Below are 13276 nucleotides of genomic sequence, written 5' to 3'. Positions count from 1 at the left end.
AATTAAGTTATTTACGGAATGTTAACGTTATTCTAAGAGACAAAGTACGGTTCTGTTAAATAGATACGCTATTACATAGTGAGTTTAAAAATATTATATTTAGGTGGGTGCCTTATGTTTTTGTTGATTAATATCATTGGGTTACTTGTATTTTTAGGAATTGCAGTCTTATTTTCTAGAGATCGCAAAAATATCCAATGGAAATCTATTTTAATTCTTGTTATTTTAAACGCATTTTTGGCATGGTTCTTCGTTTATTTCCAAATTGGAAGAAATATTGTAGAGGGCTTGGCTGCTGCAATTGCATGGGTAATTCAATCGGCGCATACGGGAACAGGATTTGCATTTAGTAGCTTTACAAGTGGTAAACAAATGGATATGGCAATTAGCGCTTTATTCCCAATTTTACTTGTTGTACCGCTATTCGACGTTTTAATGTATTTCAATATTCTTCCTAAGATTATTGGTGGTATTGGTTGGGTGCTAGCTAAGATTACACGGCAACCTAAGTTTGAGTCATTTTTCGGAATTGAAATGATGTTTTTAGGTAATACTGAAGCATTAGCAGTTTCAAATGCACAGTTGAAGCGCATGAATGAAATGCGTGTGTTAACTGTTGCAATGATGTCAATGAGCTCGATTTCAGGAGCTATTGTTGGTGCATATGTACAAATGATTCCTGGGGAACTTGTTTTAACCGCAATTCCTCTAAATATTATTAACGCGATTATTGTATCTTCTATTTTAAATCCAGTGAGTGTAGAAGAACAAGAAGATGTGATTTATAGCATTAACAATAATGAAACTGTAGAACGTCAACCATTCTTCTCTTTCTTAGGGGATTCAGTATTAAATGCTGGTAAATTAGTACTTATCATTATTGCGTTTGTGATTAGTTTCGTCGCATTAGCAGATTTAATAGACCGTTTCATTAATTTAATTACAGGACTTATTGGTAGCGGTATAGGTGTGAAAGGTAGCTTTGGATTAAACCAAATTTTAGGTGTTTTCATGTATCCATTTGCTTTACTTTTAGGCTTGCCTTGGGATGAAGCGTGGATTGTAGCGCAACAAATGGCTAAAAAAATCGTGACAAACGAATTTGTAGTTATGGGTGAAATTACTAAAGTCGTTGATACATATAGTCCTCACCGACAAGCAGTTATTTCAACATTCTTAGTGTCATTTGCGAACTTCTCAACAATTGGTATGATTGTAGGTACATTAAAAGGTATCGTTGATAAAAAAGCATCAGATTTCGTAGCTAAATATGTACCGATGATGCTTCTTTCAGGTATTTTAGTATCATTACTTACTGCAGCATTTGTAGGTTTGTTTGCTTGGTAAGAATCGTTTTAAGCTTAGAAACTTAGAGTATTAATTCTAAAATTATAGACTTGAAGAGAATGTGTTTTCTAAATGAAGACCTCTTCAAGTCTTTTTTTAGTATGTTAATCTTTTAATTTTAAGCATCACAATATACATAATAAAAACCAAGCATAAAAGTGAGGAGACACTTTATATACTTGGTTTTTATGGGAAATGAATATTAATGTACTTGTAACGGTAAGGACTAGGTACTGTCACAGTACTTCGAGCAAAATTTGTTTTGTTACTATAAACAACACAAAGGAGATAACTTCTCTTATTAAGAAGTTATACACATTATAGCAGTATAAGAGTAAGAAGTAAATAAAAAATTCAGAAAATTTAAAAAATATTTATGAGAGACTGCTACATAAGTATCTAGATCTAACGTTGTTGAGTGCATTATTCAATTATCACGAATGATTTATTACTATATAATATTATTCGATTGTTATTAATTTATATGTTTTCAAAATAAATATTGTAGCTTAATAAAGGAATATGCTACATTTTTATTAATACATTCTATAAAAGGGGTTGGTATACGTGAATAAAACTGTTAAAGATTTAATACTGGTCATACTAGGCTCTTTCATATTTTCAGCAGGAGTAAATTCATTCATCATTTCAGGTAATCTTGGTGAAGGTGGAGTAACCGGGATAGCCATTGTATTATACTACGCTTTTCACATCTCGCCAGCCATTACGAACTTCGTAGCGAATGCTATTTTAATTGTTGTTGGTTATAAATTTCTAAGTAAGCGAAGTACAGTTTTAACTATTATTGCAACGGTACTGATTTCGATATTTTTAAGCTTAACAGAATCCTGGCATGTTACTACAGATAATGTCATTATTAATGCTGTGTTTGGTGGCGCATGTGTTGGGCTAGGTATCGGTGTGATTGTATTAGCTGGAGGTACAACTGCAGGTACAACTATCTTGGCACGTATAGCTAACAAATATTTAGAGGTAAGTACAGCATATGCGCTATTGTTCTTCGACTTGATTGTAGTGCTTATTTCACTAACTGTTTTACCATTACAAAAAGCTTTAGTTACAGTGATTTCTTTATACATTGGGACTAAAGTAATGGAATATGTTATTGAAGGTTTAAATACGAAGAAAGCAATGACTATTATTTCTAGTAAACCTGATGAAGTAGCAAAAGCAATCGATGAGCAAGTAGGCCGTGGTCTAACGATTTTAGATGGTCATGGTTATTATAGTCGCGAGGAAAAAGATGTTCTTTATGTGGTAGTAGCAAAAACTCAAGTCTCACGTGCTAAACGAATCATACGTAACATAGATCATCAAGCCTTTCTTGTCGTTCACGATGTGCGTGATGTTTATGGCAATGGTTTCTTAATAGATGAATAATACGTTAATTTAAAGAGGTTAGGATATTAAGTATATTGAAATATTAGGTTATTGTGATATTCAATATATAAATCCTAGCCTCTTTTTTTAGCATTTTAGAAATAGTCAGTGGTTTACAAAGATGTTATAATATTTCTGTTGACTATGATAATTATTATCAATTAACTTTAGATTTTATTAATAGATTTATTTTTTCATGAAAGTAGGGAGAGCATGAATCGTTTAAGAGCACAACAAGTTGAAATTGGCTATGGGGACCACACAATTATTAATAACTTGGATGTTGAAATACCAGATGGGAAAGTAACTTCAATTATTGGCCCTAACGGTTGTGGTAAATCCACTTTATTAAAAGCATTATCGCGTCTGTTGCCGATTAAAAAGGGCGAAATTCAATTAGACGGCGAAAATATTCACACACAATCTACAAAAGAAATTGCTAAAAAGGTTGCGATTTTACCTCAGACACCTGAGGTAGCGGACGGTCTTACGGTGGGCGAACTTGTGTCGTATGGACGATTTCCACATCAAAAAGGATTTGGCCGTTTATCTGCAGAAGATAAAAAAGAAATTGACTGGGCATTAAGTGTAACCGGCACATTAGAATTTAGACATCGTTCAATTAACGATTTAAGTGGTGGGCAACGCCAACGTGTATGGATTGCGATGGCATTAGCGCAAAAAACAGATATTATTTTCTTAGATGAGCCTACAACTTATCTAGATATTTCACATCAACTAGAAATCTTAGAGTTAGTACAACGATTAAATGAAGAACAAGGTTGTACGATTATCATGGTGTTACATGATATCAATCAAGCTATCCGTTTTTCAGATCATCTCATTGCAATGAAAAAAGGCGAAATTGTAGCATGCGGGGCGACAGAGGAAGTATTGACTAAAGATATTTTAGAAAAAGTATTTAATATTGACGTGGTACTTAGTACAGATCCACGCTCAGGGAAACCACTTTTAGTAACATATGATCTATGCCAAAAAAATTATTCATAATTTAAAAACAAATAAAGAAAAGGGATTTTAATATGACAGGGAAGGACAAGAAGGTTAATTTTGGATTTATAGGCTTTATTATTTTAGTCTTAGTGTTATTATTTGGTGCCCTTTTAGTTTCTATTTTAATTGGTGACGCTAAAATTAGCTTATCTACAATAAGTGACGCTATTTTTCACTATAACCCCAAGAATCAACAACACAATATCATTACTGAAATTCGAATTCCTCGAGATTTGGGAGCAGTTTTAGTAGGAATGGCTTTATCAGTAGCGGGCGCCGTTATTCAAGGCGTTACAAAAAATGGTCTTGCGGATCCGAGTTTAATCGGACTAAATTCGGGGGCGTCCTTTGCATTGGCATGGACGTTCGCATTTTACCCTGAAGCACCATTTTTAATGTTAATGTTCGCCGGTTTTATAGGTGCAATGTTAGGCGGCTTTATTGTCTTAATGATTGGTCGTTCAAGACGCGATGGGTTTAATCCAATGAGAATCATATTAGCGGGAGCGGCAGTAAGTGCGCTATTAACAGCGCTTAGCCAAGGTATAGCACTAACGTTCAAATTGAATCAATCACTTACTTATTGGAGTGCAGGTGGCGTTTCAGGGACAACTTGGCAACAATTGCTGTGGAGCGGACCAGTCATTATTATTGCAGTTATTATTATTTTAACCATGAGCAAACAATTAACGATTCTAAATTTGGGAGAAACATTAGCTAAAGGATTAGGTCAAAATATCACACTTATAAGAGGCGTGAGCTTAGTATTAACGATGATTCTTGCAGGTGTGGCCGTATCTATGGTTGGGCAGATTGTTTTCGTAGGTCTAATGGTACCTCATATTGTACGATTTTTAGTTGGTACGGATTATGCTAAAGTACTACCATTGACGGCTTTATCCGGTGGTTTATTAATGATAGTTGCTGACACAATAGCGCGAATGCTAGGTGAAGCTCCAGTCGGTGCAGTGATTTCATTTATTGGTGTACCTTACTTCTTATACTTAGTTAAAAGAGGAGGTCGCACAATATGATACATCCTAAATTAAGACGCAAACAAATTATTACATTCATTATTTTTACGATACTTCTATTTTTAGCATGCACATGGAGTGTAGCATCTGGTGAATATAAAATTCCAGTAGGTCATTTCTTCAAAACATTGATTGGCCAAGGTGAATACTATGACCAATTAATTTTAATGGAATTCCGTTTTCCGCGAATGTTAATCACCATCTTAGCTGGTGCAGCGTTAAGTTTAAGTGGTGCTATTATTCAAAGTGTGACTAAAAATCCAATTGCCGAACCAGGTATCTTAGGAATAAATGCTGGTGGTGGCTTTGCGATTGCCTTATTCTTATCAGTTGGTCAAATCGATCCTGATAATTTTATTTATCTTCTACCAATAATTAGTGTAATTGGCGGCGTGGCAACAGCAATTATTATCTTTTTATTTAGCATGAATAAAAGAGATGGTATTACGCCCGCGAGCATGGTGTTGATTGGCGTAGGTATGCAAACAGCTTTATATGGTGGTTCGATCACCTTAATGTCTAAATTTGATGAAGACCAATCTGAGTTTATCGCAACGTGGTTTGCTGGTAATATTTGGGGCGATGAATGGACCTTTGTGATGGCTACTTTGCCATGGATAATTATTCTTTTCCCTTTCTTAATGTATAAATCGAATGTATTGAATTTAGTTAATACACACGAGCATATTGCGAAAGGTTTAGGTGTGAAAATTGAGCGTGAACGTATCGTTCTCTTCTTCATCGCGGTAGTGTTATCTTCAGTAGCGGTAGCCGTAGCAGGCTCGATTACATTTATAGGTTTGATGGGCCCTCATATCGCTAAGTCTATCGTTGGACCACGACACCAACTCTTTTTACCAATTTCTATACTAGTAGGCGCATTCTTATTAGTATTTGCAGATACACTTGGTAAAATTATTCTTGAGCCCACTGGTATTCCTGCTGGGATTGTTGTGGCGATTATCGGTGCACCATATTTTATATATTTAATGTATAAATCTAAAAGCGTGTAGTATTTATGAATTAATGTACATTTCAACAGGTTGGGTTATTATTAATCATTTTTAGTGAAAATGGCTAATAACTCAACTTTTTGAAGTGTATTTTTTTTATTTTCAACAGTAAAAATAATAGGCTTAAACACTAATTCATTTAAAAGTTAGCACATCTATAGCACTTAATTTATAATGGAATGACAAGGAGAAGAAATACAATTGAATCGTGTGTTTTAAATTACGATATAACGCTAGGTCAATAATATGATATAAAAAATTGATGCGTGAATTGGAGATGAATATAAGTGACCTCAATTATCATTATTAGTCATAGTGAAGATATCGCCAATGGGACTAAAGCATTACTGAATAAAATGGCAAGTAGTGTTAATATATTAGCATATGGTGGTGTCGATGGTGAGATTAGCACCTCATTTAGCGAAGTGCAACGACTCATTAATAACGTCGAAGAGGATGCTTTATGCTTTTACGATTTAGGATCTTCGGAAATGAATATTAACTTAGCTATTGAAAGATATAAAGGGCCTTATAATATTAAGAAGATAAATGCTCCTATCGTAGAAGGTAGTTTTACAGCTGCTGTTAAACTATCAATGGGCGGTTCTACAGATGAAGTAATACAAGAAGTAGAAAATACTTCATTTAAAACGACGGCGTTTAAATGAATAGCTTAATTCAACTTAATTATTATAATATGAAAATCAACTTTAATTATGATAGAATAGTAATATTGCAAAATAGGTGGAGAGTAGGTGAGCCTTATCATGCAAGAAAGCATTGAACAATATGTGTTGAGTGGCGAATTTGAACAAGTGAGACAAATAATGTCTCAGGCTGATTTTATGGATTTCGAAGAAGCCTACATTTCATGTGCACATGAACATGAAAGTATGATGTTTTATACATGTATCTTATATATGATTAAATTCGAAGAAACGGCAGAGTTACATGACTTAGCATTTCTTTTATTAGTATATCCATTGAGTGAAGTGGAGGGGGCAATAGATTCTGCATATTACCACGCCCAATCTTCCATTCAATTAACCAATGGGAAAGAAATCAAAAGCTTGTTACAAATGTTATTATTACATGCTATACCTGAGCCCGTTATTTCAGATTCTGAAGCATTTAAAGTAGCAAAACAAATCTTAAAATTAGACCCAAGTAACCATGTCGCTAGAAATGCACTAAAAGAAACGGCGAAACGTATGGATAATGTAGTGGTTGATATTAATGAACTACAACAATATGGTGGCTCATAATAATGAGTGATTATCGCCATATAACTCAATACTAAGCTATATATACCGGTATGAAGACAGTATTTACGTTTTCATATCGTTTTTTTATTAGTTGGACATTTAATGTAAAATGACCACATTTAATTATAAACCTTCAACAAATTATAATGTATGTCCACTACTAGTTACTCATTTATGAATTTGTTAACAAATTTAATAGTTTTTCATTTTTTTCAATCTTTTCTAATAGTATTTAGCTCAGTACTTTCAGGCGATAACGGTTGAGTTGATACTTTTATACACTATTGCATAATATTTTTAGTACGTTATAATTCTCAATGTGTCAAATTTAAGGAGGTTATTTTTTCGCATGGGTTTAAATAGAGAAGCTGTAAAAATTGGTTTCGCCTATGTCGGCATCGTAGTTGGTGCCGGGTTCTCAACTGGCCAAGAAGTAATGCAATTCTTTACACCTTATGGTCTATGGTCATATATAGGTGTATTAATCTCAGGGTTAATCCTTGGCTTTATTGGCCGACAAGTAGCTAAAATTGGTACTGCCTTTGAAGCTACGAATCATGAGTCAACGTTACAATATTTATTTGGAGAGAAGTTTAGTAAAATTTTCGATTATATACTTATATTCTTCCTATTCGGTATAGCAGTAACTATGATTGCCGGATCAGGTTCAACGTTCCAAGAAAGTTTTGGAATTCCAACATGGTTGGGTGCACTTATTATGACAGTAGTTATTTACTTAACACTATTGTTAGATTTTAATAAAATAGTGCGCGCATTAGGTTTAATTACTCCGTTTTTAATTCTTATGGTCGTACTTATTGCGGTTTACTATCTATTTGCAGGTAGTGTTCGTATAAGTGAAGTGAATAGTACAGTGGAAAAAACTAGTATATTCTGGGGTGCCATTAGAGGATTAATGTACGGTGGACTAGCCTTTGCTGTAGGATTTAGTACGATAGTTGCCATTGGTGGTGACGCATCTAAACGAAAAATTTCTGGCGCAGGTGCAATGTTTGGTGGCGTAGTTTACACTATCTTACTTGCATTAATCAACTTTGCACTACAATCAGAATATCCGAAAATTAAGAACGCTGAAATCCCAACATTAACACTTGCAAATACTATCAGTCCTTGGATTGGTCTTGTTTTAACAATCATTATGCTTGCGGTAATGTATAACACAATTTTAGGACTATGCTATTCATTTGCTGCACGTTTTACAGAAACATACAGTAAAAAATATCATGTTTTCATCGTCATTATGATGATTGCCGCATTTATCCTAAGTTTCGTTGGTTTCGCAGACTTAATCAACTTCTTATATAATATTATGGGTGTAGTTGGCTTATTTATCGTTGTAGCAGTACTTATTAAGTACTACGTTCGTAAAAATGATAACAAAGACCACATCGCTTAAGTTTAAAAATAACTAAACTTTACAATTTAAATTGAATGTTTTAATGTTAAAAGCAATTCGTGATAACGTCACGGATTGCTTTTCTTTTTAACAAGAGAAACAATCTATTATACAAAGAGTTGAAAGGACTGCAAGAAATGAATAATCAACGGAAGTGGACGATAATCACATTTATATTCATAATTATGGTCGGAGCTTTAATCGCATGGAACTTATACAGTCATTATCAACAAAATAAAAAAAACATACAACAACATGAAAAGGTACAAATTAATAATCCTAACGTTAAGTTATTTCAAAATATTACCTATAATAAACACATACCGAACAGTCAGTTAGATATTATTATGCCTTCTGACTTTAATAGTAAGACCCGATTACCAGTTATCTTTTGGATGCATGGTGGAGGGTATGTTGCAGGGGATAAACAATATAAAAACCCATTACTTGCGCAAATTGCCGAGCAAGGCTATGTAGTAGTTAATGTTAATTATGCGTTAGCGCCACATTATAAATATCCTACTCCACTCATTCAATTAAATGATGCAGTCCAATTTATTAAGGATAATAAAGAGCGTTTTCCAATTGATTTAAATCAAGTAGTTATAGGTGGGGACTCTGCAGGTGCACAACTTACGAGTCAATATGTAGCAATGCAATCGAATGAAGCGTTACGCCAAGAAATGAATTTTGAACAACAATTTATGCCTTCACAACTTAAAGGAGCCATCTTCTTTGGGGGATTTTATGATATGAAGACTGTAAGAGCTACCGAATTCCCAAGAATTAAAATGTTTATGCATAGTTATACTGGAGCTACACATTGGGAAACGGATTTTAAAGATATTTCTCAAATGTCAACGATTAATCAGGTAACAAAAGACTATCCATCAACGTATTTATCAGTAGGTGATGCGGATCCGTTTTATAGTCAAAATATTGAGTTTTATCGTAAATTAAAAGAAGAGCATGTTCCTGTTAATACATTATTCTATGATGGCTCGCATCATTTACATCATCAATATCAATTTCATTTAGATAAACCGGAATCCAAAGAAAATATGAAAAGAGTACTATCTTTTCTAAGTCGAAATACTTCGTCATCTGGTGTGGAACAAAACCAACGTTCACCATTTGATGGTGCTACAGAACCGGATAAAAACTTTTCATTATCTCCATATTAAATTGGATTTCTGTTTCTTTCTACTTAAGAAACGTAAATCTAACAATACGAAATATCGATTTAAAAGGCGTAGAGGTGAATCATCATTGTACTGAATCACTTCTACGCCGTTTATTTTGGTTATTATGTTTTATACTCTTCTATTTTTTAAGGTGAGGATATCAATTTCACTTTCTTAGATGATAATTATTTAAACATCTTGTTAAGATAGTTTAATATTATAGTCACTAGAGTATAATAAATATGGAACGAATAGTTTAAATGAGCAATTTAGCCATAATATATTGGCTGTAATAAGTGCCATCAATAAATAATTTGTCTTTTAATTCACCTTCGATATTAAAATTAGCGCCCTTAAAGAGTTCAACGGCGCGAACATTTTCAGGAACAACCGAAGCTTCAATACGTCTAATATTATGATTAATAGACCATGCTTCAACGGCATTGATTAATGCTAGGCCAATACCGTGTTTCTGATAGAGTTGTTTTACGCCAATAGTGATAAAAGCTTGATGACGCGTACGTTCATAGTCTTCAGTAGTAACAAAAGCATAAGCCACTAGTTGGTCATCTTGTTCTGCAACGTAAATTGTACTTCTTGGCGACGTAATAATGCGTTCTAGATGGTCACTAACGCTTGAAATGCTTGGTGTATATTCACCAGGATTATACAAAGTATAGTCAGATTCATCATAAATCTTGCTTAAAAGTTTAATAAAATTTTCGACGTCTTTTATACTGATTTCACGAATATTATGAGCCATGTGGCTTCCTCCCAATATGTTAAGCTATATTGCCTTACGTAATATTATAGCAATAAATCTTAACGATACATATAATTATAAATTTTCAAAAGATAAAGGGGCAATTTCTAACATGAAACCAAATGTCTTATTAGCAGGTGGCAGTGGTTATATTGGTAAATATATAAGTAATGCGCTTGAAAAAGATGCGAATGTTTATGCATTATCAAAATATCCTCATTCTAAGAAGAAAGATGATAGTCGAATTATCTGGCTCAAACGTGATATCTATAACTATGAAGATGTGGTAGCGGCTATGGAAGGCATGGATATCGCCTATTTCTATTTAGATCCAAATAAACATTCGGCAAAATTAACGCAAGCTACAGCGCGTGATTTGAACCTTATTGCTGCAGATAACTTTGCCAGAGCAGCAATGAAACAAGGGTTGGATAAGATTGTTTATATAAAAGGAAGCCGTTTTGATAACGAAACGATTCAACGGTTAGAAAGTTACGGGGTGACAGTTGAAACGCCACAAACCTATATCAAGCGTCCCCATATTAATGTTGAATTACAAGTTTCAAAGTACGATGATGTACGTACGGCGTTAAAAATGGTATTACCTAGTAAATGGACATTATCATACTTAGTCGACTACTTTATGACTTGGATTAATGATACACGTGGTACATGCATGCATACGTATAAAGAAAATAATAATTATATTGTATATTCGCGTAAGAAATCTAAGCCATTATTAGTTTTAAAAAAAGTGAGTAATGCTGAGGACTTTATAACATTTCACTTAGTTGGCGGATCGATGATAAAACCGAATTTGAAGAAACAAGGTAAATTAGAATTTCGACATATTAAAGGAACACGTCTGGTTGTTGTGCATTTATATGATTATATTCCGAGACTGTTTTGGTCTATTTATTATTTCGTCCAAGCTCCATTACAAGGATTAATAATGAGAGGTTTTGAAATTGATTGTCGTATTAAATACTTTAATGGACGTGTACAATCAGGTGAGAAAATGAAATATACAAAATAGCAGGTGATACACTCATGCAAATATTATTAGTTGAAGACGATCAAACATTATTTCAAGAGTTAAAAAAAGAATTAGAACATTGGGACTTCTATGTTACAGGCGTCGATGATTTTAGTGCTGTAATGGATAAATATGAAGAAGCTAAGCCTGAAATTGTGATTATGGATATACAATTACCAAAATATGATGGATTTTATTGGTGTCGTAAAATAAGACAATTTTCTAATGTACCTATCCTATTTCTATCTTCTCGAGACAATCCAATGGACCAGGTAATGAGTATGGAACTAGGTGCAGATGATTATATGCAAAAACCGTTCTACACTAATGTCCTAATAGCCAAATTACAAGCGATTTATCGCCGTGTTTACGAATTTGGCGCAGAAGAAAAGCGGACACTTAATTGGCAAGATACTCTTGTGGATTTATCAAAAGACAGTATCCAAAAAGGCGATACAATTATCTACTTGTCTAAAACGGAAATGATTATTTTAGAAATGTTGATTAAAAAGCAAAATCAAATTGTTACACGTGATACGCTGATTACCGTATTGTGGGATGATGAGGCGTTTGTAAGTGATAATACATTAACTGTTAACGTCAATCGTCTGCGTAAAAAGCTATCTGAAATTGATATGGATACGCAGATTGAAACTAAAGTAGGTAAAGGTTATATGGCCCATGAGTAATGTAAAGTGGTTTTGGCTATTTCTAAAGACACGCAGTAATTGGATATTTTGGATAGTATTTTTACATCTTACCTTATTAGGTATGGCTTATATCGATTATGATATTTCAATTGAAAGTGTGAGCTATATCGTCATGTTAAACCTTGGTTTAACATGTCTATTTTTAATTTTTGCTTTTCTAAAAGAAGTGAAGTTATATCAACATTTATACAACAATAAAGAGATTGAAGAAATTAAACATAAGGAATTAGCTGAAGATCCTTTTCAACAGCAAATCGTAAATTATCTATATCGCAAGCTAACAAATCAAAAAGAACTTGTCGTTGAGCAACAATTACATATTCAAACGTCTGAACAATCATTAACCGAATTTGTGCATGATATTAAGACGCCGGTTACCGCAATGAAATTGCTGATTGATCAGGAAGAAGATGCTAAACGAAAAAAGGCGTTGCTATATGAATGGGCACGTATCAATGAATTATTAGACAAGCAATTGTATCTCACGCGATTGGAGTCTAAAAATCGAGATATGTATTTCGAAGAAGTATCACTAAGACGCCTTGTCATCGAGGAAATTCAACTAACGCGACATATTAGTCAAACGAAAGGTATAGGGTATGACCTGAACTTTGATATTAATCCTACTGTCTATACCGATGTGAAATGGTGTCGCATGATGATTCGTCAAATCTTATCTAATTCGTTAAAGTATTCACAAGGTCAGGATATTCGAATTCGTTCTTTTGAACAAGACGGACATGTCGCTCTAGAAATAACTGATAGGGGAAGAGGCATTAGTCATAAAGATTTACCTCGTATATTTGAACGTGGGTTTACATCAACAGTCAACCGTAATGAAACAACGTCATCGGGGATTGGCTTGTATTTAGTTGATAGTGTAAAAAGGCAACTTGGTATTAAAATAAAAGTAGACTCCACGGTTGGTCAAGGCACTACATTTATTTTGACGTTTCCTAAACAGAATGAAATATTGAAGCGTATGTCTGAAGTGACAACACTGTCATTTTAAACCTGCAATTTGTTATTTAATCTTCATTTTTCAATAGAATACAACCTATATAATTAAAGTGAATTAAACGGTGAGATATC

13 protein-coding genes are annotated in these 13276 nt (G+C 33.7%); 12 read left to right on the top strand and 1 reads right to left on the bottom strand.

Features of this window, described 5'->3' with window-relative positions:
* Positions 1-114: 114 nt before the first annotated feature.
* From CD147_RS03040 to CD147_RS02995, 9 genes are all read left to right on the top strand, one after another.
* Positions 115-1347, top strand: coding sequence for a NupC/NupG family nucleoside CNT transporter (locus CD147_RS03040; protein ID WP_103165970.1), 1233 nt, complete (start codon positions 115-117; stop codon positions 1345-1347).
* 567 nt (positions 1348-1914) lie between these two features.
* Positions 1915-2748, top strand: a complete 834-nt coding sequence (locus CD147_RS03030) for a YitT family protein (protein ID WP_103165969.1) — start codon at positions 1915-1917, stop codon at positions 2746-2748.
* A 213-nt stretch (positions 2749-2961) separates the two neighbouring features.
* Positions 2962-3759 (top strand): ABC transporter ATP-binding protein, encoded by a 798-nt coding sequence (locus CD147_RS03025; protein WP_103165968.1) that lies wholly within the window; start codon positions 2962-2964, stop codon positions 3757-3759.
* Positions 3760-3791: 32 nt separating this feature from the next.
* The gene (locus CD147_RS03020; RefSeq protein ID WP_103165967.1) at positions 3792-4796 is read left to right on the top strand and encodes a FecCD family ABC transporter permease; all 1005 of its coding nucleotides are present in this window, start codon (positions 3792-3794) and stop codon (positions 4794-4796) included.
* Positions 4793-5809: a FecCD family ABC transporter permease gene (locus tag CD147_RS03015; RefSeq protein ID WP_103165966.1), complete on the top strand. Its 1017-nt coding sequence runs from the start codon at positions 4793-4795 to the stop codon at positions 5807-5809. The genes CD147_RS03020 and CD147_RS03015 overlap by 4 nt, the downstream gene beginning before the upstream one ends.
* Positions 5810-6096: 287 nt before the next feature.
* Positions 6097-6477, top strand: coding sequence for a dihydroxyacetone kinase phosphoryl donor subunit DhaM (gene dhaM, locus CD147_RS03010; RefSeq protein ID WP_103165965.1), 381 nt, complete (start codon positions 6097-6099; stop codon positions 6475-6477).
* Positions 6478-6576: 99 nt separating this feature from the next.
* Entirely contained in the window at positions 6577-7074 is a 498-nt protein-coding gene (locus tag CD147_RS03005) for a hypothetical protein (protein ID WP_103165964.1), read from the top strand.
* A 349-nt stretch (positions 7075-7423) separates the two neighbouring features.
* Entirely contained in the window at positions 7424-8491 is a 1068-nt protein-coding gene (locus CD147_RS03000; RefSeq protein ID WP_103165963.1) for a YkvI family membrane protein, read from the top strand.
* A gap of 137 nt (positions 8492-8628) precedes the next feature.
* Positions 8629-9675, top strand: coding sequence for an alpha/beta hydrolase (locus tag CD147_RS02995; RefSeq protein WP_103165962.1), 1047 nt, complete (start codon positions 8629-8631; stop codon positions 9673-9675).
* 256 nt (positions 9676-9931) lie between these two features.
* Here the strand turns inward: CD147_RS02995 and CD147_RS02990 are convergent, their stop codons facing one another.
* Positions 9932-10438, bottom strand: coding sequence for a GNAT family N-acetyltransferase (locus CD147_RS02990; protein ID WP_103165961.1), 507 nt, complete (start codon positions 10436-10438; stop codon positions 9932-9934).
* A 112-nt stretch (positions 10439-10550) separates the two neighbouring features.
* Between CD147_RS02990 and CD147_RS02985 the strand changes: the two genes are divergently transcribed.
* The 3 genes from CD147_RS02985 to CD147_RS02975 are packed head-to-tail and all read left to right on the top strand — an operon-like array spanning position 10551 to position 13196.
* On the top strand, positions 10551-11474 hold the full coding sequence (locus CD147_RS02985) for an NAD(P)H-binding protein (protein WP_103165984.1): 924 nt from the start codon (positions 10551-10553) through the stop codon (positions 11472-11474).
* A 14-nt stretch (positions 11475-11488) separates the two neighbouring features.
* The gene (gene graR, locus CD147_RS02980) at positions 11489-12163 is read left to right on the top strand and encodes a response regulator transcription factor GraR/ApsR (RefSeq protein ID WP_103165960.1); all 675 of its coding nucleotides are present in this window, start codon (positions 11489-11491) and stop codon (positions 12161-12163) included.
* Positions 12156-13196 carry a sensor histidine kinase gene (locus CD147_RS02975; protein WP_103165959.1) on the top strand — a complete coding sequence of 347 codons (1041 nt, stop codon included), beginning with the start codon at positions 12156-12158 and terminating at the stop codon, positions 13194-13196. The genes graR and CD147_RS02975 overlap by 8 nt, the downstream gene beginning before the upstream one ends.
* The last annotated feature ends 80 nt before the right edge of the window (positions 13197-13276 follow it).

The organism is Staphylococcus devriesei (genome assembly GCF_002902625.1).
Lineage (GTDB): Bacteria > Bacillota > Bacilli > Staphylococcales > Staphylococcaceae > Staphylococcus > Staphylococcus devriesei.
The sequence above is the reverse complement of the archived record's forward strand: the minus strand, read 5'-3'. Positions and strand labels throughout refer to the sequence as shown.

What these genes read in the sequence shown, in the direction of transcription:
- CD147_RS03000 (WP_103165963.1), top strand. Translation starts at nt 7,424, where the DNA reads ATGGGTTTAAATAGAGAAGCTGTAAAAATTGGTTTCGCCTATGTCGGC.
- CD147_RS02985 (WP_103165984.1), top strand. Translation starts at nt 10,551, where the DNA reads ATGAAACCAAATGTCTTATTAGCAGGTGGCAGTGGTTATATTGGTAAA.
- CD147_RS03025 (WP_103165968.1), top strand. Translation starts at nt 2,962, where the DNA reads ATGAATCGTTTAAGAGCACAACAAGTTGAAATTGGCTATGGGGACCAC.
- graR (WP_103165960.1), top strand. Translation starts at nt 11,489, where the DNA reads ATGCAAATATTATTAGTTGAAGACGATCAAACATTATTTCAAGAGTTA.
- CD147_RS03015 (WP_103165966.1), top strand. Translation starts at nt 4,793, where the DNA reads ATGATACATCCTAAATTAAGACGCAAACAAATTATTACATTCATTATT.
- CD147_RS02975 (WP_103165959.1), top strand. Translation starts at nt 12,156, where the DNA reads ATGAGTAATGTAAAGTGGTTTTGGCTATTTCTAAAGACACGCAGTAAT.
- CD147_RS03005 (WP_103165964.1), top strand. Translation starts at nt 6,577, where the DNA reads ATGCAAGAAAGCATTGAACAATATGTGTTGAGTGGCGAATTTGAACAA.
- CD147_RS02995 (WP_103165962.1), top strand. Translation starts at nt 8,629, where the DNA reads ATGAATAATCAACGGAAGTGGACGATAATCACATTTATATTCATAATT.
- CD147_RS03040 (WP_103165970.1), top strand. Translation starts at nt 115, where the DNA reads ATGTTTTTGTTGATTAATATCATTGGGTTACTTGTATTTTTAGGAATT.
- CD147_RS03020 (WP_103165967.1), top strand. Translation starts at nt 3,792, where the DNA reads ATGACAGGGAAGGACAAGAAGGTTAATTTTGGATTTATAGGCTTTATT.
- CD147_RS02990 (WP_103165961.1), bottom strand. Translation starts at nt 10,438, where the DNA reads ATGGCTCATAATATTCGTGAAATCAGTATAAAAGACGTCGAAAATTTT.